Origin of the sequence: Streptococcus hyovaginalis DSM 12219 (assembly GCF_000420785.1) — a bacterium.
Classification (GTDB): domain Bacteria; phylum Bacillota; class Bacilli; order Lactobacillales; family Streptococcaceae; genus Streptococcus; species Streptococcus hyovaginalis.
Genome location: NZ_ATVP01000001.1, coordinates 231619 through 253798, shown reverse-complemented (window position 1 = coordinate 253798; position 22180 = coordinate 231619). Strand labels below are relative to the sequence as shown.

Annotated in this window: 19 protein-coding genes; 2 read left to right on the top strand and 17 right to left on the bottom strand. The window is 40.5% G+C overall.

The annotated features are described in order from the left end of the window. On the bottom strand, window positions 1-2657 hold a 2657-nt coding region (locus tag G574_RS0101265), incomplete at its 3' end, for a Rib/alpha-like domain-containing protein (RefSeq protein WP_037590522.1). Between the two features lie 199 nt (window positions 2658-2856). Here G574_RS0101265 and G574_RS0101260 point away from each other — a divergent pair. Beyond that, window positions 2857-3048, top strand: a complete 192-nt coding sequence (locus tag G574_RS0101260) for a hypothetical protein (RefSeq protein WP_051130513.1) — start codon at window positions 2857-2859, stop codon at window positions 3046-3048. Between the two features lie 174 nt (window positions 3049-3222). Here the strand turns inward: G574_RS0101260 and G574_RS0101255 are convergent, their stop codons facing one another. The 6 genes from G574_RS0101255 to guaC all read right to left on the bottom strand — a co-directional run bounded on the left by G574_RS0101255 (window position 3223) and on the right by guaC (window position 9078). Continuing rightward, complete coding sequence (locus G574_RS0101255; protein ID WP_084677555.1) at window positions 3223-4080, bottom strand: mucin-binding protein; 858 nt, start codon at window positions 4078-4080, stop codon at window positions 3223-3225. A gap of 9 nt (window positions 4081-4089) precedes the next feature. Beyond that, entirely contained in the window at window positions 4090-5265 is a 1176-nt protein-coding gene (locus G574_RS0101250) for a MucBP domain-containing protein (RefSeq protein ID WP_156828089.1), read from the bottom strand. Further along, entirely contained in the window at window positions 5207-5617 is a 411-nt protein-coding gene (locus G574_RS0101245) for a DUF1801 domain-containing protein (RefSeq protein WP_029690596.1), read from the bottom strand. The genes G574_RS0101250 and G574_RS0101245 overlap by 59 nt, the downstream gene beginning before the upstream one ends. Before the next feature lie 29 nt (window positions 5618-5646). Then, the gene (locus tag G574_RS0101240) at window positions 5647-7188 is read right to left on the bottom strand and encodes an ABC-F family ATP-binding cassette domain-containing protein (RefSeq protein WP_029690595.1); all 1542 of its coding nucleotides are present in this window, start codon (window positions 7186-7188) and stop codon (window positions 5647-5649) included. Window positions 7189-7286: 98 nt separating this feature from the next. Next, window positions 7287-7868, bottom strand: coding sequence for a xanthine phosphoribosyltransferase (locus tag G574_RS0101235; protein WP_029690594.1), 582 nt, complete (start codon window positions 7866-7868; stop codon window positions 7287-7289). Window positions 7869-8094: 226 nt separating this feature from the next. Continuing rightward, window positions 8095-9078 (bottom strand): GMP reductase, encoded by a 984-nt coding sequence (gene guaC / locus G574_RS0101230; RefSeq protein ID WP_029690593.1) that lies wholly within the window; start codon window positions 9076-9078, stop codon window positions 8095-8097. Between the two features lie 337 nt (window positions 9079-9415). Here guaC and G574_RS11735 point away from each other — a divergent pair, with 337 nt between their 5' ends. Further along, on the top strand, window positions 9416-10117 hold the full coding sequence (locus tag G574_RS11735) for a hypothetical protein (RefSeq protein ID WP_245540381.1): 702 nt from the start codon (window positions 9416-9418) through the stop codon (window positions 10115-10117). Between the two features lie 63 nt (window positions 10118-10180). Here the strand turns inward: G574_RS11735 and G574_RS0101220 are convergent, their stop codons facing one another. The 10 genes from G574_RS0101220 to lepB all read right to left on the bottom strand — a co-directional run bounded on the left by G574_RS0101220 (window position 10181) and on the right by lepB (window position 21674). Then, window positions 10181-11017: an amino acid ABC transporter substrate-binding protein gene (locus G574_RS0101220; RefSeq protein ID WP_029690591.1), complete on the bottom strand. Its 837-nt coding sequence runs from the start codon at window positions 11015-11017 to the stop codon at window positions 10181-10183. A 15-nt stretch (window positions 11018-11032) separates the two neighbouring features. Beyond that, entirely contained in the window at window positions 11033-11662 is a 630-nt protein-coding gene (locus tag G574_RS0101215) for an amino acid ABC transporter ATP-binding protein (RefSeq protein WP_017769633.1), read from the bottom strand. A 169-nt stretch (window positions 11663-11831) separates the two neighbouring features. Next, on the bottom strand, window positions 11832-12473 hold the full coding sequence (locus G574_RS0101210; RefSeq protein WP_029690590.1) for an amino acid ABC transporter permease: 642 nt from the start codon (window positions 12471-12473) through the stop codon (window positions 11832-11834). 132 nt (window positions 12474-12605) lie between these two features. After that, window positions 12606-12935, bottom strand: coding sequence for a zinc ribbon domain-containing protein YjdM (locus G574_RS0101205; RefSeq protein WP_029690589.1), 330 nt, complete (start codon window positions 12933-12935; stop codon window positions 12606-12608). 423 nt (window positions 12936-13358) lie between these two features. Further along, on the bottom strand, window positions 13359-14507 hold the full coding sequence (locus G574_RS0101200; RefSeq protein ID WP_029690588.1) for a mannitol-1-phosphate 5-dehydrogenase: 1149 nt from the start codon (window positions 14505-14507) through the stop codon (window positions 13359-13361). Window positions 14508-14519: 12 nt separating this feature from the next. Then, window positions 14520-14957: a PTS mannitol transporter subunit IIA gene (locus tag G574_RS0101195; protein ID WP_029690587.1), complete on the bottom strand. Its 438-nt coding sequence runs from the start codon at window positions 14955-14957 to the stop codon at window positions 14520-14522. Window position 14958: 1 nt separating this feature from the next. Next, a complete protein-coding gene (locus G574_RS0101190) occupies window positions 14959-16911 on the bottom strand; it encodes a BglG family transcription antiterminator (protein WP_029690586.1) in 1953 nt (650 codons plus the stop codon). Between the two features lie 89 nt (window positions 16912-17000). Beyond that, complete coding sequence (locus G574_RS0101185) at window positions 17001-18773, bottom strand: PTS mannitol transporter subunit IIBC (protein WP_029690585.1); 1773 nt, start codon at window positions 18771-18773, stop codon at window positions 17001-17003. A gap of 133 nt (window positions 18774-18906) precedes the next feature. Beyond that, window positions 18907-20718 (bottom strand): glutamine--fructose-6-phosphate transaminase (isomerizing), encoded by a 1812-nt coding sequence (gene glmS, locus G574_RS0101180; protein WP_029690584.1) that lies wholly within the window; start codon window positions 20716-20718, stop codon window positions 18907-18909. Window positions 20719-21116: 398 nt separating this feature from the next. Beyond that, entirely contained in the window at window positions 21117-21674 is a 558-nt protein-coding gene (gene lepB, locus G574_RS0101175; RefSeq protein ID WP_017769641.1) for a signal peptidase I, read from the bottom strand. Between the last annotated feature and the right edge of the window lie 506 nt (window positions 21675-22180).

The following is a 22180-nucleotide window of genomic DNA, read 5'->3' as shown; positions in this document are numbered from 1 at the left end:
ATTGAATCTTCTGCTTTTGGTGTTTCACCAACATTAACAGTTTGATCCTTACCTTCTGGAGTATTCTTATCTGCATCTGTACGTGGATCTGTTACAGTTACCTTGACAGGCACTTCATCTGTTGAGCCATCTGGGTAAGTTACTACAACTGTACCGTCTTTCTCACCTGGAGTAGTGGTGTCAATTGGATCTTTGAACTCAACTGTTGTTCCATCTGGAAGATCTGGCAAGTTGCTGATTGAATCTTCTGCTTTTGGTGTTTCACCAACATTAACAGTTTGATCCTTACCTTCTGGAGTATTCTTATCTGCATCTGTTGTATCTGTAACACCGTCGCCATCTGTATTCAACAAGAATTTAGCTGTTGTTGAATCTGTTGAACCATCTACATAGGTCACTGTTACAGGAACATCCAAGGTTTCTACAGTTGTACCGTCAGCAGCTGTAACTGTTACAACACCTGTGTCAGGGGCAATTGAAACAGTGTAACCAGCTGGTGCTGTAAAGGTATCTGGGATAGCATAGGTTGCATCTGCAGGAGCAGTTGTTGGATTGCCATCAGCATCTGTAAATGCAGGTTCTGAAGTTGCAGCATTGCCTGGTGTTACAACCTTATCTTCATAAGAAGGTTCTAAGCTTTCAGCTACAGGAATTCTCGCTAGGAATGAGTCCGCTGCCAAAGATGAAGAAAGACTATCTGTACTTTCACCTTGCTCAAAGACTGCTGATGTGAAGAGGGTCTCCCCTGTCAAATCATCTGGTACAGTCAATGGTACTGAACCAACAAGACCATTGACATCAGAAGTTACAGTAACAGGCTCGCCGTACTTAACTCCGTCACGGAACCATTGGATTTGGTATTCGCGTTGTGGGAACAAGCCACCCGTTGCGTTGTCAACGACATCTCCTGGGAAGCCATAGTTTGCAGTCGTATCTTTTACCAAAACATCGTGCATTGGCTGTGGCATAAGTAGAGCAAAGCTAACGTTATAGAAATTATAACTTGCCTCAGCATTTACCAATGTATCATTTATACGCTCAAACATGTTTGTCTGGAAGTTTGTACCCCAAACCGCATAATCCTCAACAAGAGTCGTTACGTACATATAGTCTGAGTTGATGTGGCGGTGTTTTTGACCAATCGTACCGTTCCAGGCCATTAAGTTATTGTGGCTAACATCTTGATCAAGAACGACTGTGCCGTACTCATCATCAGAGATGGTATGCGAGATAGATGCACCTGAGTTTTGTTTGTAAGCTGAGATACCATACAAACCGCGGAATGGGATATAGTAGCTACCATCTGCTTCAACTGTTGCTACAACAGATTCAGCGATGTGAGAACCAACACCATTTGCTGCTTCATAGTCTGCAATAATCTGTGCTTGGGCTGCCTTAAAGTCATCCAAGATATAGTTAGGATTATTGGTCTTCCAAGTGTCAAACAAGCGTGTTACTTCGTCATTAACATAAGAAGCTACTACCTTAGTACCTGCTGCATTTACATCGTTGCTATCTTGAATCCACCAGTTAGCAAGTGTTCCTGCTCCATCACCGTTCTCATACCAAACATTGCCTCGAACAGTACCATAGTTTCCTGTATCTGGCCAAACACCATCCGAATTAGGAGATGCTTCCCACTCAGCTTCTGGTTTTGTCAGGTAGTCCACATTGTTTGGAATTTCTTGAAAGACAACCTGAGAGTTAATGATGCGGTTAACACCAGCTGTGAAATCCCAGTTTTCATTTTTCCGATCGAGACGTGTATGGAAACCATACTTTTGGTCACCATGCTTAATAACGTTGTAAAGCGATGGATCTGGATTTTCTACCCATGTGCGGACTGCAAAGCGTGAATCTCCTGCCAAGATAAATTCGTAGGTGTTTCCTAGCGAATCTGTGACAGGTTTTGAAAGGTCGATGGCGAAGGTACCGTCATTGTTAGTCGTTGTGTAGTAGACTGGCGATACAAAACCATCTCCATTTACCCATTGGAGGTAAACATTGACACCTGGCATCACTACTGCATCTGCTTGATTTGAGTCTGTGTGTGTGCCGTTACGGTACAACCAGGCTTTACCTGAATAGGTTTGTTTATCAGTAGCAAGACCTGGACTATAGATAGCACCATCTTGCGCTGCCTCTTGGAGGTCAGACGTTGCTGCGTAGGTCGTAACTGCACGGCTGGCAGTTCCTTCAGCTACTGTTGCAGCACGTAGTAATGTTACACTTTCAGCTGCTTCTTCTGATGTTGCTGCTTCTGAAGCCACTGCTGGAGCTGCTTCTGATGTTGCTGCTTCTGAAGCCACTGCTGGAGCTGCTTCTGATGTTGCTGCTTCTGATGTTGCTGCTTCTGATGTTGCTGCTTCTGATGTTGCTGCTTCTGATGTTGCTGCTTCTGAAGCCACTGCTGGAGCTGCTTCTGATGTTGCTGCTTCTGAAGCCACTGCTGGAGCTGCTTCTGATGTTGCTGCTTCTGAATTCGCTGTTGTGTCTGTTGTCGAAACAGATGCAGGCGTTTCAGCAAGTACAGTTTGTGCACCGTACCCTAAAAATGATAGACCAACCAAAACTGAGGCAGCACCAAATTTGAATTTCTTAATGCTGTAGCGTTGGCTAGCTTGTGATAAATCACGATTCTTATTAAAAATCGACATATATCTCTCCCTAAAAATAATATTTGTATTAAAATACATTATAATCGTAACATAAAAACGTCTATTAGTCAATTTTTTAGAGGTAAAAAAGGGATTTTATCTAAAAAAACCGAATCTTCGTTAAAATGAAGTACAGCATAAAAGACATGTTCGCCTGATATACTAGAATTCCCCAATTCAGTATAGAAAGGCGACGAACATGTCTCACAATGTATTAGGTAAAAAGACCAAGGAAGAGGCTGTCGTTATGAACTTAGTGGAACGTCAACCACATTTTGTCCTGGCTTGTAGATTAGCTAATAAACAGGCTGAATCCATCAACGAACTGTTCAAGGATTTATTATTCGCTATTTCATTGCCTCTATTACATCCGACAATGGCCCTGTGTTAAGTCTTCTATCTTAGTTAGAAGATATGGGGCTTATTGCGCTCTTTCTTATTTTTCCCAAGAAAGAGGTAATACGACTGTTTCCAACCTAAAAAGCTTTCCATCAACTCTTTCGAGCGGTATGCGGATAGGTTAAAAATAAGGCTTAGGCTATGTAAAACCTAAAAAGCAAAACAATCAGCTTTCTTTGCTTTTTTTCTTACCAAGACCATAACTTATCATCAGGCCAAAGATACCTAAAGCTGTCAAAATGGCTGAATCTGATTCACCTGTCTTAGGAAGGACATTGACTTTCTCAGTTTCACTATATTCCGCAACTGGTTGTTTATGTTCTTCGTTTGGCTGGTAAGTCTCTTGAGATCGACTAGACGTTTGGGATACGGTTTGATTAGCTTGTCCCGGTGTGAACGGAGAATCTGGTATTTCAGGCGCTACAGGCGTCTCATCTGATCCCAATTGATAAACGTAAGTTACAATCGTAGTACCCACAGTCACTAACCCAAATTCATTTCCCTGAGTTGCCTTAGGAATAAGTTGGTAGGTCTGCCCATTGACAATGATGGTTGACAGTTTATGATCGACTGTGTAATACAGTACTGGCTCTACTGCCTCAACTTGACCATCAACTGTTTTTGAAACCAAGGTCGTCGGCGTATCAACAACATCTGCTTTGATAGGATTTCCCTCAGTATCCACATATCGAACGATAACCGTTCCAAACTCTTCTTGAATAACAGGTTGTGGATTAGGTGTATAAGTGACAACTACAATCCTATTAGAATCTGTTGGACTGGCAAGTTCATCAGCAACTTGAGCCTTATCTGCCGTATAATGTTCCACTTCTGGTGTGATGACTGTCGGATAAGTGCTTGTATCGCTAGTCCACGGTGTCTCTGTACCTACTACAATCTCACCTGTAACGGGATTTTTTTGCACCTGACGTGTCCAGCTCACGCTCACTATTTTATCAGCTGGTGTCTTATCACCTGCTCCCTGATAATGAACCGTCAAAGTGGTATCTTTTGTTTCCGTGATTGTCTCTAATTAAGGGGTATACTTGTAAACAACAAGGATAGGAGTCTCACCAACATGACCTATTTCATTTGAGTAATCATCTTCCACTAAAAGGTAAGTAACACCATTGTAGGAAATACTAGCATCTTTATGATCAATAGTATCATAAGCAGCTCCAATGATGTCATTACTAGTATCAACAACATCAGGTTGTAAAGTATTTCCTTGTTCATCCTGATATTTGACAATAACATCAGAACCGACTTTACCATAAATGTAGGTCACAAGAATGGGACTAACTTCTTTTATTACGGTTCCAGTCGCATTAGTTGGAGTTTCTGTCAATTTATAACCATCAAAGTTTCCTGGAGAGGTTGTATAGGTATCATCAATCAAAACCTGTGAAATAGAACGTTCTTCTAAAAGTGGTCCATTACTATCTCCAACACGATGACTTACAATTAAGCTAATTGCTTCTGACGAAGCCCCTCCCGGTGTGAATGGATAAGTTGTTGCATAATAATTAGCGATGATTGGTGCTTGATTAGGATCGAGTACTGCATTAAGTGTATAGGGATATACTTCCATGACAGTGTTATAAACTCGTGTATTATCTGCTTCAGCAATGGCAGTATCTGTTAATAAAAGTGGGATAAAACTCATCCCCAAGCCATTCCCTGCCAATAAGGTTGGCACAGTCACTGTAACAGTTGTTCCTTCTTCGTCTACAGTTGCAGTAATACTTCTATCATTCGTCAGTGTGTTAAAAGTTCCCGTTTGATAGGAACGATCTTCACCCATACGAACATTGAACCCTTCTTCGCGAATTTTAGTCACATCATAACGTGCATAGTCCAATGTATCTTCAGCAATCTTGTAAACAACTGTCACTGACATATCATCACTGGTACTCTTAACACTAACTTCTGCACCTTCGTACAAAGTGTACTCTGGCTCAGAAGAGCGATAATACATCGTATGTGATTGACTCATTTTTGAAGAAGTTGGTAACCGAAGTTGAACTGACATCCCACTAGAGACTTCTCGATTAGCTACAATGGCTGTTAACTCACGAAATTCTTCATTTGGCCAAAGTGATGACCGTTGTACTGGAAAACTAAAACTTAAGGTATTGTTAAATTTTCCTTTATAAGCATCTGTAAAGGTAAGCTGATAAGGACTTCTGTAATATTTCCTCCAGCACACTTAGGTCAATGTCAGCCAATTTATTGACATAGACACAGCCGACTGCTGCCTTGTGCTTGCCTAGTTTTGCCAATAAGGCCTCTCTATCAGGCAGGTCTTGATCTATGTAAAGGCTTATTTTAGCCTGTCTAGGGGCAAAAGCCAACACAGGCGCATCTCCCTCATGACCAGAGTCATACTGGTAATGATAGAGACCAAAGCCGATGATATTAGGATACCAGATCACAGCTTCTTCCTGACTAACACGTTTATAAAGTTCCAGCAATTGGTAGGCATCTGCTTGTTTACGAGCTGTTTTCAAACTGGAAATAACTTCCTCAACGGATTGGTCTGTAGGCGCAAACTTAGCCATACGGCCTCCTTTCTCTGCTTAAAGGGCATTTAGACCATTTCATTGAAGTCCCAGACTTCTGTCCATCCTTGATAAAAGTCCGGTTCGTGGCAAACCATGAGAATCGAACCTTTGTAGTCTTGTAAAGCACGACTAAGCTCTGCTTTTGCATCAGCATCCAAGTGGTTGGTTGGTTCGTCAAGGATCAGAACATTATTCTCACGATTCATGAGTAGACAAAAACGAACTTTGGCTTGCTCACCACCTGAAAGTACCTGAATCTGGCTCTCAATGTGTTTTGATGTCAAGCCACATTTGGCTAAGGCTGCACGAACTTCTGCCTGATTGAGTGCTGGAAAAGCGTCCCAGACTGCTTCAAGCGGTGTCTGACGATTACCACCGGCGACTTCTTGTTCAAAGTAGCCAATCTCAAGGAAATCACCGGTCTCTACCGATCCTTCAAGAGGCTTAATTTCTCCCAAAAGACTCTTCAGGAGGGTTGTTTTCCCGATACCGTTAGCACCTGTGATGGCAACTTTCTGATTGCGCTCAAAAGTGAGATTCAAAGGCTGTCTAGTTAAGGGACGATCATACCCAATGACCAAATCCTTGGTTTGGAAAATAAAACGACTCGGGGTCCGCGATTCTTTGAAATGAAATTCAGGTTTTGGCTTTTCCTTATCAAGTTCGATAATGTCCATTTTGTCCAATTTTTTTTGACGGGACATAGCCATATTACGTGTTGCCACACGCGCTTTATTGCGTTGCACAAAATCTTGCAAATCCGCGATTTCTTTTTGCTGGCGCTGATAAGCCGCTTCCTTTTGCGCCTTCTTCATAGCGTGAACTTCCTGAAACTGGTAGTAATCACCAGAGTAGCGAACCAAGTCCTGATTCTCAACATGATAAACGATGTTAATCACATCATTTAAAAATGGGATATCATGTGAAATCAGCACAAAGGCATTTTCATAATTCTGAAGGTAACGCTTGAGCCAGTCGATATGTTCCGCATCCAAATAGTTGGTTGGTTCATCAAGAAGGAGAATATCAGGTTTTTCAAGCAAAAGTTTTGCCAAAAGGACCTTGGTCCGTTGCCCACCAGAAAGCTCTGTGACATCAGAGTCCATCCCGAAGTCCATGACACCAAGCGCACACGCCACTTCATCTATCTTAGCATCTAAGGTATAGAAATCACGGGATTCTAGGCGATCCTGCAACTCACCGACCTCTTCCATAAGGGCATCCACGTCAGCGCCATCATCAGCCATAGACATATAAATATCATTGATACGTGTCTCTGTCTTAAAAAGCTCATCAAAAGCCGTTCGTAAGACATCACGAACCGTCTGACCCGCTTCTAAAACGGTGTGCTGATCCAAGTAGCCAGCCGTCACATACTTAGACCACTCGACTTTCCCCTCATCCGGTTGCAAATGACCCGTGACAATGCTCATAAAGGTAGATTTTCCTTCTCCATTAGCACCGACAAGACCAATGTGCTCTCCTTTTAAGAGACGGAAAGACACATTTTCAAAAATGGCACGATCCCCAAAACCATGGCTAAGATTTTTAACTTCTAAAATACTCATAATAATCCTTTTTCTATGATATCAATCCTTACCATTATAACGTAAATGAGGCTAAAAGAAAACGGCTAGATAAGCTTATCTAACCATATATACTTTTATTAAGCATCCGCTTGGGCAAAGACTAAGTGACCATCTTCAAATTTGGCGATACGCGCCAAAGACGTTACTGGGACGCCTAAATCTTCAATCAATTTGCGGCCATCTTGGAAGGATTTTTCGATCACAATCCCCACACCCTCAACGTGCGCACCTGCTTGTTCAATAATCTCAATCAAACCTTTGGCAGCCTGCCCATTGGCCAAGAAATCATCAACAATTAGAACCTTATCATCTTCAGATAAAAATTTGCTAGCGATGGAGACTGTTGAAGTGACTTGCTTGGTAAAAGAGTATACTTCAGCTGTCAAGATGCCTTCAGTCATGGTAATGTTTTTATGTTTTTTGGCAAAAATCATTGGCACATCAAGCGCTTCTGCCGCATACACCGCCGGTGCAATACCTGATGCTTCAATAGTAACAACCTTAGTAATGCCAGCTTCTCGATAGCTTTCAGCAAATACAGCACCGACTGCCTTCATCAATGTGTAATCCACTTGGTGAGTGAGAAAAGAGTCAACTTTAAGGATATTGTCACCTAAAATTTGACCATCTTTAAGGATACGATCTTCGAGTAATTTCATAAAAGCCCCATTTCTAAAAGGACTGGAATAAGGCATAATCTGACAGGTACAAGGTTATACTTATTGTCAGACATAGGGTGTCTGATCGAGACACAGAGATCCAAATCATTCCAGCATAAATAAGTTATAAGATAAAATCAGTAATTGGATAATTAGACTAGTTGTATCCTACCATCTTTTTGGACATTTGTATAGTTAAAAAGAGACCAAACAGCCTCTTTTTAGGTTAGATAGAATCCCCATTCCAGATAGAGTTCTTGACAATCACGTAATCAACGAATTTCAAGCTTTCCACATCACGACCACCTGCATAAGAGATAGAGGACTGCAGGTCTTGTTCCATTTCAGTCAAGGTATCTTGTAAGTGACCTTTGGTAGGGAGAAGGATTTTCTTACCCTCAACATTCTTGTGCTCACCTTTTTGATATTCTGATGCAGAACCATAATATTCTTTGAAGGTTTCACCATCCACTTCAACCGTTTTTCCTGGACTTTCAATGTGGCCTGCAAAGAGTGATCCGATCATGACCATGCTTGCCCCAAAACGGATAGATTTGGCAATATCACCATGGGTACGAACACCACCATCAGCGATAATCGGTTTGCGGGCTGCTTTTGAGCACCAACGTAGGGCTGCCAGTTGCCAACCTCCAGTACCAAAGCCTGTTTTAACCTTAGTAATGCAAACTTTACCAGGTCCGATACCAACTTTAGTCGCATCTGCACCTGCATTTTCCAACTCACGAACCCCTTCAGGTGTACCAACATTCCCAGCGATAACAAAAGTTTCTGGAAGCTCAGATTTGATATGTTTGATCATCTTAATCACACTGTCTGCATGACCATGAGCAATATCAATCGTAATAAATTCTGGGGCATCGTCTTTCAAAGAGGTCACAAAATCGTATTCATAGTCTTTAACACCAACAGAGATAGAAGCAATCAAACCTTGCTCATGCATGCGTTTGATAAATGGTTTACGCGCTTCTTCATCAAAACGATGCATGATGTAGAAGTAACCACCTTTTGCCAACTGCTCTGCTATCTTGTCATCAATAATCGTCTGCATATTAGCAGGTACAACAGGCATTTTGAAGGTATAATTCCCTAATTTCACACTGGTATCAGCTTCAGATCGGCTATTGATAATGCATTTATTAGGCACTAACTGAATATCTTCATAGTCAAAAACCGGTAAATCGCTAAACATAAAAAATCCTCATTTCTATTGCAGGGCAGACCGGCCTTGCGAAATGAAGATCTAAAATTGGGTATTTCAGTCATCTTTCGTCAAAAGCCTACACTTCCACCGGAACATGCAATCCTTAAACTCTAATGACCTTCCTATAACTACTGAATAGTAGCATCGCTAGACAGTTATTTCCCCTGTCCTTCCTTATAGAATTGTACTAGTCTTTCTATCTTTTTGCAATTTTTAGGAAAAATCCAGAAAAAACGTTCGTTAAAAGCGAACAATAAACTCAAATCTTACCTGAAATCGGTACGACATAGTTGCAGCAAACCATCATAAGGTGTACAATATGCCTATGTTAGAAGCATTAACCATTCAAGGATATTACCAAAATCAGGATGAAAAAAATGTATTAGTCTTTCTTGACACGCACTTTAACCATCTCTTTCATATCACCATTCAACAAAGCCGTTCTATCAGTGATGGCAATGAACAGCACGATGCCCAGAGCCTGACTTTTGATTTTAAGCGCGACACAAGCCAAGATCTCACATTGATACTCTCAAACCCAGAAAACACCATTACCTTCCCACAAGATTACGACGAAAAGGCATCTTTTCTGCTTTCATTGGCGCGAAAACTGACACTTTTTTATCACGAGCAGATAGCTCATTTGGACTACTACCCTTTTCAAGTCAAATCCTACAGCCCATCAGGTGACTTGGTGTATGATAACTACGGCTTCGATGGTAGCTTCTTCTCTTTCCATACAGATAAGGACCAAAAACTCGAACCTTGGATACAAGAACAGCTTAAAGCAGCTAGCAACCACCGTCTTACCATGTCTGTGCCTGCGGCCTCTTTCGATCAGATCTTAATGCAAGACTACCAAGGACTCTATGCCAAAGACGGCACTTTTCACGGCGTCTTATCACAAATCGTAGATCTCAAACCTCTCTTGGAAACCTATTTAAAAGAATCTGGTCAAGCTTTGGTTGGGTGGTCTGATGCCACATCCGGTGCCTCAATATCAAACGGAGACTTTGACGATTTTTAGGAAAACTATAGAAACAGCCCAGCAAGAATCATTCTTGCTGGGCTGTTTGCTTGTGATTTAGATTTACTTGATAGCATCAGAGGCAACGTCTTCTCCAAACCATTTGTCAGAGATTTCTTGAAACTGGCCATCTTGATACAGTTTTTCAAAAGCTTTGTTGATATTAGCCACTAGGGTTTTGTCAGCTTTTCGAGCACCGACCACAAAGTCTTCACCCTCAAAATCGCCAGTAATGATGTTGTAATTGTCAATATCGCTTTCTTGCTCTAGATAGTAATTGGCATAAACACGGTCAATCAAAAGACCATCAATACGATCATTTTTTAGATCAATTAGAGCTTGAGTAAAGGTTTCGTATTGGGTCGCATCATTGTCTTTTACCAAGTCTTTCAAGACTTTTGGACTATCTGAGAAAGCTTCGTAACCCGAAGACCCTGACTGAGCTCCTAGAACCTTACCTGTCATACCTGAAAAGTCAGTGATGTTAGCTGATTTTTTAGTTACGAGGACTTGTTCATTTTTCATGTAGGCATTAGTAAAAGCTACTTTTTTCGCACGTTCTTTGGTAACGGAATAACCATTCCAAATCAAGTCAATGTTACCATTTTCAAGTTCTGTTTCTTTAAGGTCCCAGTTAATCGGTTGCCATTTAACTTTAATACCGTACTCTTTGAACACCGCATTAGCTAGGTCAATATCGAAACCAACATTTTTACCAGATTTGTCTTTGAACCCCATCGGAACAAAGGTATTATCAAAGCCAATCGTAATTGTTTTTTCTTTTTTGTAGGTTTCCCAGTTGTCGCTACTTGTTTTTTCAGCTGATTTTGATGAGCCACAAGCTACCAAAATAAGACTCGCTACCAAAGTTACTAGAACTGTCCATAATTTCTTTTTCATAGGTATTTCCTTTCCTTACTTGGGATTGACCTTTAGAATTTCATCTGCAATATTCTCAGCAAAGGCCATATCGTGCGTAACCACAATCTGGGTGATTCCCGTCTCACGGTTTTGTAGTATCAATTGTTCCACTTCTTTACGAAGTTCAGGATCCAAGGCTGAGGTTGGTTCATCATAACCAATAACCTGCGGATCTATCATCATCGCACGCGCTAGGGCGACCCTTTGTTTTTGACCGCCAGATAGAGAATGGGGATACACCTCAACATGTTCCCCCAATCCTAAGCGTGTTAAGAGCTCAATCGCCTTTTGTTTGGCAGCTTCTTTTGGGGTACCCATGGTTTTCATAGGTGATAAGATTAAATTCTCAAGCACTGTCATGTGCGGAAATAATTGAAAATCCTGAAACACAAAGCCTAGTAAATTTCGTTCTTCAAGGTGATCAATGCTAACCGCCTCACCGTTGTAAATGATTTGACCAGAGTCGACTTTTTCTAATCCAGCTAGCATACGAAGCAGAGTCGTTTTACCTCCACCAGACGGACCAACTAAGGCCAAAATACGACCCTCAGATATTGTCAAATTGAAATTTTTAAAAATCACTTTTGAGCCGTAAGACTTAGAGATATTCTTTAATTCTAACATCTGGCTTCCTTTCTAATACGACCTCATGGCCACTTCTTCATTCAAATAGCAATGCTTCACCGACAATAACTAAGCCTTTGTCATGCAAATTGGCAGTTCAGTAATATCAACTATCCTGTGACGATTCGACTCTGGTTTACTAAGCAAGCCTATCTTAACAAAGATTCTGTTACTGGTAATAATTGAATTTTTTTTCAACCTTTTTGGAAATGATCGTCACAATCCCAATCAAGATGAGATAAATCGCTCCTGCAATAAACATCGGTGCCAAAGTCGCATCACGGTTGGCAGCTGTCTTGCTTGCCAATAGCAAATCTCCCACTCCTAATACATAAACAAGAGAGGAATCTTTTACCAAATTAATAATTTCGTTGAAAACACTTGGCAAAACAATTTTAAAAACTTGAGGCAAAATGATATAGCGGATTGTCTGGATTTGGCTAAACTTTAAAACCTTAGCCGCTTCATACTGACCTTTTGGAATAGCTTCAATCCCACCACGGAAGATTTCAGCAAAATAGGCCGCGTAATTTAAAGTAAAGGCTAGAATCGCTGCAGGCATGCGATCCATCGTCACACCTACACTTGGTAAAACATAGTAAAAGAAAATTAATTGGAGCAAAAGAGGGGTTCCTCGCATTACCCAAATATATAAAGTGATCAACCACTCAAGTGGTCTAAACTTGAGCTGCATGATAAAGGCAAGGATAGCTCCAATTGGTATAGAAAGAAGAATGACGATGAAAAAAACTTGTAGCGTAATAGCCGTTCCTTCAATCAAACTAGGTAATACCTGTGATAAATAGGTCATAAAAGACTCCAAAAAATTATATTTCTGTATATTATATCAAAAACTAGACGTTTTTTGAAGAAAATAGTTATTTTTTTACTGTTTTCATTAAAAAAATATCAATAAAATACAATATTTAAATAACTGACTAAATTACAGTTTCTTAACGAATTCTGATTTCAAGGACATCGCTCCGAAACCATCGATCTTACAATCAATATTATGATCACCTTCTACTAGGCGAATATTTTTCACACGAGTCCCTTTCTTGATATCTTTGGGAGCACCTTTGACTTTCAAGTCTTTAATGACAGTCACTGAGTCACCATCGCTGAGTACGGTTCCGTTACTATCTTTGACAACCAGACCTTCTTCTTCAACAACGTCTTCTGGTGACCATTCATAGGCACATTCTGGACAAACGAGTAAATGACCGTCTTCATAGACATACTCTGATTGGCATTTAGGGCAATTTGGGATCATGTTTTTTCCTACTTTCATATGTTACAATTCTATATTTGTTTATTTTACTTTAGAAATCCCTTTTTGACAAGCACTGAAAAAGGGAACTATCAGTATCAGGGCAGCAAAATAAATGGTGATGTCAATAATCCCTAAGTTTATCTTCCAAAGGTGGTACATGTCTTTTATCAAATGATTGATATAAAGCACTATTTTGCGACATCAAAAAGGTTGGACATCAAGTCCAACCTCTAAATGTAGATACACTGTATTTTTGAGAAATGATTTGCCTTTAGTTCTTGAGCCGAACCCTATCCTACTGCTGTTTAGCATTCCAATGGACAACTCAGCACAGTGATTAATCATCTAAAATAGGGATAGAGTCATTTTGTTAATACCTTGTATTCTCAAATAGCTCCGTAAGATAGCTTTAGTTAACCATTATTACTCTAAACGCTTAACGCTATCTGCAATTTCAGTGATCAGAGCTTGATCGCTCAAACCAGTGACTTTGGCAATAACATCTTCCAAAGGCTCTTGTGCCAACAATTGCTGTAATTCTAAACTTTGCTCATCATTAGCATCCTGATAATGGAAAACATAGGCAACTGTTTGTAAGAGATGACTGTAGTCTAACCCACGGTCTTTTAGTTCACGAATTGGACGAATAAACCGCTCGTCATAACCCAGTTTGCGAATCGGTGTGCGTGCTACACGAACCACATCATCAACGATATATGGATTCTCGAATCGACTAATGATAACATCATGATAAGCTGCTAAATCCGCATCATCAAATTGCCATTTAGCGATGAGCAAGGAACGAATCTCTGCTAAAACCGCTTGCAGTTGCCGCTTGACGTCGTTGTTTTGAAGAGCCTCCAAAATCGTTTTTGCACCATAGTAAGCACCTGAATAAGCTGATGTGGCATGACCTGAGTTGACCGAAAAGAGTTTTCGCTCGATAAAAGGTTCCAAATCCTCTTCGTAATGAACACCTTCTAATTTTAAGCTTGGGTTTTTCATGCGGCTGGTCTCAACCACCCATTCTTTAAAAGGTTCTACCACAACAAACAAAGGATCCTCATGTGTTTGCGCCGGTACAATGCGGTCCACGGCAGCATTAGGGAAACCGACGTACTCATCAACATAAGCCAACCGATCTTCTGACAAGTATTTTTTGACTTCTTCGTATAAAAACTGTGAGCCACCGATCATATTTTCACAAGCTAGCACATCAATCGCTTGGGTTTTTCCAGATTCTTGACGAACTTTAAGGCCTTCTGCAATAAGTTCTGCAATAAATGGGAGAATATTAGGCCCAATCGCTGTCGTGATCAGATCTGCTTCAGCGACTGCTGCAATCACATCAGCAGGATTTTTGGAATTATTAATCCCTGAAACATGAGAGACCGCAATGCGACGTTTGCCATCCTCTGCAATCTCAATTTCATAAGAATGGCGACTATTTAAGGCATCGATAATGGTTTCATTAACATCGACAAAAGCAATTGCAAAATCATTCACTGCTAAAACTTCTCCAATAAAACCGCGTCCGATATTTCCAGCACCGAAATGTACCGCTTTTTTCATAATAACTCCTCCCTACTCAACACCATTCAATAACTGAACGACTTGATCTTCACTCTGAGCATCCGCTAATTTGACCACATTGTCAACATCAGCACAGAATATGGAAATTTTTTGAATCATTTCCAAATGCTCATCTCCAATACCTGCAATGCCAAACAAGACAGTTGCAACTTGAGGGCTGTCCTCTGTACCAAAATTAACCCCTTTAGGCACTTGAACGACTGTAATACCTGATTTGAGCACTTCTTTTTTAGCATCATCAGTACCATGAGGAATGGCAATAAAATTCCCCATATAAACAGATAGTTCTTCGTTTCGTGTGATCATTGCATCGATGTAGTCAGGTTTGACATAGCCACCATCGCGAAGTAATTCACCGCAATAACGGATGGCATCTTCTTTCGTTTCAAAAGATTGATTTAATTTAATCAGTTGTTTATCAAATTGCATATTAATTCTCCAATTGTTTGATCTTGTTGGTAAATATCTGATTGAGGAGCTGATAAATAATCGCTTTATTCCCCGTTTTGTAAATCTCAGTATAGAGATGGTTTTCAATAATGGATTGGCCGATTGCCGTCATCAAGTCGCGCACACTGTCATTTTCAGAAGTTTTAGTCAACATTATCAAGACACGGCTAACGTTCTCTGTTTGCTGATTCATCGAAACAGCAGAAATCGTTTTTGTTAAATCACAGATATAAAAACCCGATGTTTCGACGGTATGAGACTGCGTGTGTAAGAGCATCAAACCCGTATCTGGTATCGCCATAGGACTCTGGTGAAAGCGCTGAATCAACTTCTGCGTTAAATAGTTTGTGTCGCTAATACCAGGTAATTGAGCCACTATGGTTGCTACACTTTGATCAAAATGCTTAGCATTATCTACTTGAAAGAGCGAAAAGGTTGAGAGAAGTTCATGCGCCGCACGCAAGTATTCTTGACTGTCATAAGACGATTCCTCTGGCAATGCCTCTCTCATAACAATATCTCGATTTTCTTGCACATCTTGAAGATAGTCTTGTAACTCAAGCAAGGCCTTTCCATCTGGAAAAATCGGGATGTAATAGTGCCCTTCTGTCGAGGGTCGTGTCGTCAAAATGGCATCATAGAGACGATCGTCTGACGTTTCATACTGGCTTAATGATTTAACTGTTAACCGCTCAATAAATGGTGCTAAATGACGAATACGGGTCATCAAAAGTTCTCTTGCCAAAGGCCGTTCATCGGTCAATAACAGCAATCTCACCGGATAGATATCGGGACTCCTCCTCAAACTCGATGCGAAATGCAAGGTAATAAGCTCGAACTCATTCTGTGTTTGTAAGTATGGTGGAAAAATATCTTTTATCAATAAGGTAATGACACGATGAAGATAACTCGATTGTTTCAAAGCGTGGTGAGTGACTGCCGGGTTACTGGTTTCTCTAAACATTTCAGGAACTGCCAGACTGAGCCGGACATGATTGAACAAGAATTTAAATAACACTTGATCTTTCGCAAAATTAATTTTGGTATACAGTGACACCTTATCAATCAAATTGGAAATATTATAATAAAATTCACTATCTACCTGCTCTTGAAACAAGGGAACAGGTTGCCTTTTGATCACGAACTCATCTAACCGACTAGCAAAATATAAAATTTCTTGAAGACTATAGAAACGACCTATTAATTTGGCATAAGACCTAAACAAGGATTGCGTGATATCCATAGCCATGCGACTGATAGCATAGGTTTTAGTCTCCAAGGTGTTCACATTGGCCAAGCTAAGCAGCACAATCAAAAAGTGTCCCATCTTAGTATCGCATTCCGGTATATTTTCAACTTCTTCTTGAAAAACTTGTTGTGCCACTTGAAATTGAGCCACATCGAATTGAGGAAAGGTCACATCCGCTAAGCGCTTGAAATCAGCAACAGCATAGACATCTGTCAAGATAACCGCAGCCAACCAACGCTTGGTTCCAGCATCACCAACTAATTGATACCCCTTGTGCTGCCGGTTGAGGATCAGGTCGAACTGTTTCAATCGCTCCTCAATTTGAGCAACATCTTGAATAATCGTCACATTACTCACTAAAAATGTCGTTTGTAATGCTTCATTTGTCAATCCCTCATCTTCTAACAAGAGCATGAGGCAAATCCATGATAATCTTTCCTCACGAGAAAAGGATTCCTGTGATTCAAAGGTCGTTAAGCGATCTAATTGACCGTGTAAATAATATTTTCCAGATTCTTTAAGAATGCTCACTTGAATAGTGTCCAAGCTCTCCGTTAAATCGGTAATCGTTCGGTATGTCGTGCGTTTAGACACTTGTAAGATATCTGTCATCTGATTAATCGAAAGCTTCCCATATTCTTGGAAAGCTTTCAATAACTGTTCTTCTCTTTTGGTTAATAGCATGTGCTCATTATACTACTTTTTTCGTTAGACTTTCAATCCTGTCAAAAGGTTGGAGCAGCTAAGTTTCCCATAACCTGACGATCAGAGATTTACTTATACATTCTCTCAACCATCTTATCATACTCTGGTGTTGTCACAAGACTATCAACGACAAGTAACTGGGCATTTGGTGCTGCCGCTTGTGCTTGCGATTGATTAGCAATCGTGGTGACTACAAGAATATTTTTGGCATTAAAGCGACCCAAATCAGCATAATTAGCTTTAGAGACAGGAATGCCGACACCCTTATTCTTGAAGATGGCTGATAGCGTTGATTGTCCCATTGTAGCAGATCCTTCTGACTGACCATAAGCAAAGACAACTTCGTCAATGTGGCTAAGATCAACTTGTTGGATAGTCTCAGTTGTCTCTTCTTTAACTGGACGAGGTGAAGAGATCGTTTCATTTGCTAAAAGTGCCACAATTTCATCATATTTAGGACTTGCCAAGAAATTATCGACAGAAACGTGGGCTGCACGCGGGGTCCGTTGGTAAGCACGTGGGGCAAGCTCTTCCTGAGTGACAATCAAAGTACGATCAACATCTGTAAGATTTGAAATAGCTTTATTAGTGACAGGAATAGTAAGGCCTGCTTTTTTCACCTTATCGCGAAGAATTGAAGCACCCATAGCCGAACTTCCCATGCCTGCATCGCAGGCAAAAATAATTTGATCAATTGATGTCCCTGAGATATCTTCTGTGATTGGTGCTGATTTCGCTGAAGTTTCTTGACCTTTTGATTGCGCCTTAGCTGCTGCCGTTATTGCTTGTGCTTCCGCTAGGTCATCACTTGTAGATTTATCCGTTTTGAGAATCAATGAAGCTACGAGGAAAGAGACTGCTGCTGCCGCAAATACCCCAGCAAGAACCACTAAGTGGGGCCCAAAACCTTTAGGTGCCATAGCCATAATAGCAATGATTGAACCTGGTGAAGATGGCGATGCCAAACCTGCACCAAGAAGTTGGAAGGTAAAGGTACCAGTTACACCACCTGCAATCGCTGCTAAGAACATAGCCGGTTTCATCATAACGTATGGGAAGTAGATTTCGTGGATACCACCTAGGAAATGGATAACCATTGCTCCCCATGATGAGGCTTTAGCAGAACCTCTTCCAAAAATACCATAGGCAAGAAGAATACCAAGACCTGGTCCAGGGTTTGCTTCAAGAAGGTAAAGGATAGATTTACCAGTTTCTGCCGCTTGTTCGGTACCAAGCGGTGTAAAGATCCCGTGGTTAAGCGCATTATTCAAGAAGAGAACCTTAGCTGGTTCAATAATCAAGTTAGCAATTGGTAAGAGCTTAGCATCAACGATAGCTTGCACACCATCACCAACCAAGCCGGTCAAGGTGGCGACAACAGGTCCAATCGCAAAGAAGGCGATTAATACAAGTCCAAATCCAATTAAACCAGCTGAAAAATTATTAACCAACATTTCAAATCCAGTTGGAATTTTTGATTGGAATTTTTCATCGAATTTCTTAATCAACCAACCACCAAGTGGCCCCATGATCATAGCCCCAATAAACATCGGTACTGTAGACCCAGCAACAGCACCAAAGGTTGCAATAGCACCTACGACACCTCCGCGTTGACCATAGACATTATAACCACCCGTATACCCGATCAAAATCGGAAGAAGGTAGGTCAACATCGGTCCGACAATAGTCGCTAACTTCTCATTGGGTAGATAACCAGCCTCAATAAATAAAGCTGTGATAACTCCCCATGCAATAAACGCCCCAATATTAGGCATAACCATATTAGAAAGGGTTGTTCCAAGTTTCTGGATCTTCACTTTCAATGACGATTGTTGTTCCATAAGAACGCCTCCTAAGTTTTTTACCTCTTTATCTTATCATTTAAGCGCTTTCTAAAATACTCAAACTTTGGCACATTTTTTGTGTCAAAAAAATGCCTGACACAAATCAGACATTTTTCCTTATTAAATTAGCTTATTCTACTGTAACAGCCTTAGCAAGGTTACGTGGTTTATCAACATCAAGACCACGTTGAAGTGATGCGTAGTAAGCAATCAACTGTGTCGGGATAACCATACCAATTGTCGCAAGGAATGGATGCACCTTATTGACAACAATGTCATCACCCTCACGCTCTAGCCCTTCTTCGACCACAGTAAGAACATGTGCCCCACGAGCTGCTACTTCTTGGATATTACCACGAGTATGGGCTGCAACCAGTTCACTTGATGAAATCAAACCGATAACTGGTGTTCCATCTTCAATCAATGAAATGGTACCGTGTTTTAACTCACCCGCAGCAAATCCTTCACATTGGATGTATGAAATTTCTTTCAATTTGAGTGATGCTTCCATGGCAACATAGTAATCATTACCACGGCCAATGTAGAAAGCATTTCGTGTTGTCGAAAGCAGTTTTTCAACTTTTTCAGCAATCATATCTTTTTCAGAAAGTGTTGCTTCAATAGATTGTGCAACCAATGACAACTCATGAACCAAATCAAAGTCAAGCGCTTCTGCTTTACCATTGGCTTCGCCAACAGCTTTTGCCAAGAAGGCCAAGGCTGCGACTTGAGCTGTATAGGCTTTTGTAGAAGCAACTGCAATTTCAGGTCCAGCGTGAAGAAGTATGGTGTAAGTCGCTTCACGTGACAAAGTTGAACCAGGAACGTTTGTCACCGTCAAACTTGGAATTCCCATTTCATTAGCTTTAACCAGTACTTGACGACTATCAGCCGTTTCACCTGATTGGCTGAGCAAGATAAACATTGGTTTTTCACTAAGAAGTGGCATATTGTAACCCCACTCAGAAGCAACACCAAGCTCAACTGGTGTATCAGTCAATTTTTCAAGCATCGTTTTTGAGGCAAAACCAGCGTTATAAGATGTTCCCGCTGCAAGAATGTAGATACGATCAGCTTCCTGTACAGATTTAACGATAGCTGGATCGATGTTCATATTACCTTCGCTATCAGCATAGGTTGAAATCAATTTACGCATCACAGTAGGCTGCTCATCGATTTCTTTAAGCATGTAGAATGGGTAAGTCCCTTTACCGATATCTGAAAGGTCAAGTTCAGCGGTGTATGATCCGCGCTCGATTTCATTACCTTCATAGTCCGTTACAGTAGCTGAATCTTTGGTCAAAATAACCATTTCTTTATCATGGATTTCCATAAATTCAGATGTTTCACGAATCATAGCCATAGCATCTGAACAAACCATGTTGTAACCATCACCCAAACCAATCAAAAGTGGTGATTTGTTTTTAGCAACATAAACTGTATCCGTATCTTCAGAGTCCACCAAGGCAAACGCATATGACCCTTCGATGATTGACAACGCTTTTTTGAAAGCTTCAAGAACTGACAAACCATCTTCAACAAATTGACCAATTAAATGAACAGCAATTTCAGTATCTGTTTGCCCTTTTAAGTCATGACCAGCAAGGTATTGCTCTTTGATCTGAAGATAGTTTTCAATCACACCATTATGCACTAACACAAAACGTCCCGTAGCTGATGTATGAGGATGGGCATTATCTTCTGTTGCTTGACCATGCGTTGCCCAACGTGTGTGACCAATACCTGTGCTACCAGCAACATCAATACCAATTTTAGCACGCAAATCAGCAATACGACCAACTGATTTGACAAGACTAGACTTATGACCATTCGCAACATAAATACCAGCTGAATCATAGCCACGGTATTCTAGCTTTTCAAGACCTTGCATTAAAATATCAGTTGCATTACGATTTCCAACAACACCAACAATTCCGCACATATAATAATTCTGTGGTTGCTAAACAACCACCCTCCTTTAAAACTAAATTGGTATAGTCATCTATACCCTAAAAATGATACAGGAATAGTATATACCGTTACAATCATAAAGTCAATACAAAAATTGGTATAGTCATTTGTCTTTTGTAAACTTTCAAACGAGAGCAGAAAACACCTACTTCTAAGCAGACCCTTGTCCTGACACTTCTCTTGAATGAAAACATATGCCAAACACCACAACGTTGAACATCCTCTAATACTAGTGTGCTATTAATCAATCGTTAACATAGTCGGCACGCTGCTTGGCAATAGGTATAAATGCTTAAAGTAAAAGCACCACCATCATCATTTTACACTAGCAAATAAATAGGGCTGAGCAAGTAGCTCAACCCTGTCACCTTATTTCGTATCTAAAAAACCAAATTTCTCCAAAGGAAATAGATTAAACATCGCCACTCCCTTTATCTGGGACTGATGAATCAAGCCATACTGACGACTATCCTTAGTATTTTGACGATTATCATTCAGAACCAAGTAATCTTCTTCTGGAATCGTCTTTTGCAAAGATTTTGAAATCATCTGCAGGGTAAAATCAACCGTGAAGTTAGCTTGGTGATTCACTTCAGTCAAATAATCTGCCTTCAAGGGCTCCAAATAAGCCTCTGACTTAATTTTGTTATTGACATAAAGAACGTCATCCATAGAAGTCACCTGATCACCGCCTTCAGCAATCACACGACTCATATGCAAATCGCCATCAACCTCATAAATGACAAAATCATCAATTTTAGGGGATTGCTGCTTGTTGTAAATCAGAACATCCTTTTCACTCACAAACCGATTGCTATCTAATGCTGTAACCTTATAAGTTGAAAAATAAAAAGCAGTTGCTAAAATAGCAATAACGCCGATAATCAGCGCCAAAATACTGTTTCGAATGAGATCGCGTTTTACCATAATTTCTCCTTGTTGTATTTATTATACCATTTTTGGCACCATAAAAAAAGTAGAGGAACCTTTTGAGTCATTCTCCAAACACCGACAACAAGATATAAGAGCTTCATTATGAGATTCACCAAAATAATTGTTATTGTGAGCATAGCGCACGCAAAAAGACTTTCCGCTTCACATCATTAATCTGAGCACCTATCCGAGTTGGGAAATCAAAAAATGCTGTTCACTCAGATTAATCCACGATTGATAAAATTCGCAATTAAGCCCCTATTCGCAAACTACGCTACCCACTCCGATGACTGCGATATTAGCTTGTTTAAACAGCCCACTCAGTCATCTAACATTTGAGACTAAAGCTAGAACTGGGAAAATTTACATGACATCTGAAATACAACGCCTATACCTTCAGAATAGCTATATCATCTCTCCTGCTATTTTGAAATAATCGTTTTAGTAACGATAAAACATAAGACAAGGTAGTGGATATTATCAATGAATTCTCCTCATAG

What these genes read in the sequence shown, in the direction of transcription:
- G574_RS0101260 (WP_051130513.1), top strand. Translation starts at nt 2,857, where the DNA reads ATGTCTCACAATGTATTAGGTAAAAAGACCAAGGAAGAGGCTGTCGTT.
- G574_RS0101245 (WP_029690596.1), bottom strand. Translation starts at nt 5,617, where the DNA reads ATGGCTAAGTTTGCGCCTACAGACCAATCCGTTGAGGAAGTTATTTCC.
- G574_RS0101240 (WP_029690595.1), bottom strand. Translation starts at nt 7,188, where the DNA reads ATGAGTATTTTAGAAGTTAAAAATCTTAGCCATGGTTTTGGGGATCGT.
- G574_RS0101235 (WP_029690594.1), bottom strand. Translation starts at nt 7,868, where the DNA reads ATGAAATTACTCGAAGATCGTATCCTTAAAGATGGTCAAATTTTAGGT.
- guaC (WP_029690593.1), bottom strand. Translation starts at nt 9,078, where the DNA reads ATGTTTAGCGATTTACCGGTTTTTGACTATGAAGATATTCAGTTAGTG.
- G574_RS11735 (WP_245540381.1), top strand. Translation starts at nt 9,416, where the DNA reads ATGTTAGAAGCATTAACCATTCAAGGATATTACCAAAATCAGGATGAA.
- G574_RS0101220 (WP_029690591.1), bottom strand. Translation starts at nt 11,017, where the DNA reads ATGAAAAAGAAATTATGGACAGTTCTAGTAACTTTGGTAGCGAGTCTT.
- G574_RS0101215 (WP_017769633.1), bottom strand. Translation starts at nt 11,662, where the DNA reads ATGTTAGAATTAAAGAATATCTCTAAGTCTTACGGCTCAAAAGTGATT.
- G574_RS0101210 (WP_029690590.1), bottom strand. Translation starts at nt 12,473, where the DNA reads ATGACCTATTTATCACAGGTATTACCTAGTTTGATTGAAGGAACGGCT.
- G574_RS0101205 (WP_029690589.1), bottom strand. Translation starts at nt 12,935, where the DNA reads ATGATCCCAAATTGCCCTAAATGCCAATCAGAGTATGTCTATGAAGAC.
- G574_RS0101200 (WP_029690588.1), bottom strand. Translation starts at nt 14,507, where the DNA reads ATGAAAAAAGCGGTACATTTCGGTGCTGGAAATATCGGACGCGGTTTT.
- G574_RS0101195 (WP_029690587.1), bottom strand. Translation starts at nt 14,957, where the DNA reads ATGCAATTTGATAAACAACTGATTAAATTAAATCAATCTTTTGAAACG.
- G574_RS0101190 (WP_029690586.1), bottom strand. Translation starts at nt 16,911, where the DNA reads ATGCTATTAACCAAAAGAGAAGAACAGTTATTGAAAGCTTTCCAAGAA.
- G574_RS0101185 (WP_029690585.1), bottom strand. Translation starts at nt 18,773, where the DNA reads ATGGAACAACAATCGTCATTGAAAGTGAAGATCCAGAAACTTGGAACA.
- glmS (WP_029690584.1), bottom strand. Translation starts at nt 20,718, where the DNA reads ATGTGCGGAATTGTTGGTGTTGTTGGAAATCGTAATGCAACTGATATT.
- lepB (WP_017769641.1), bottom strand. Translation starts at nt 21,674, where the DNA reads ATGGTAAAACGCGATCTCATTCGAAACAGTATTTTGGCGCTGATTATC.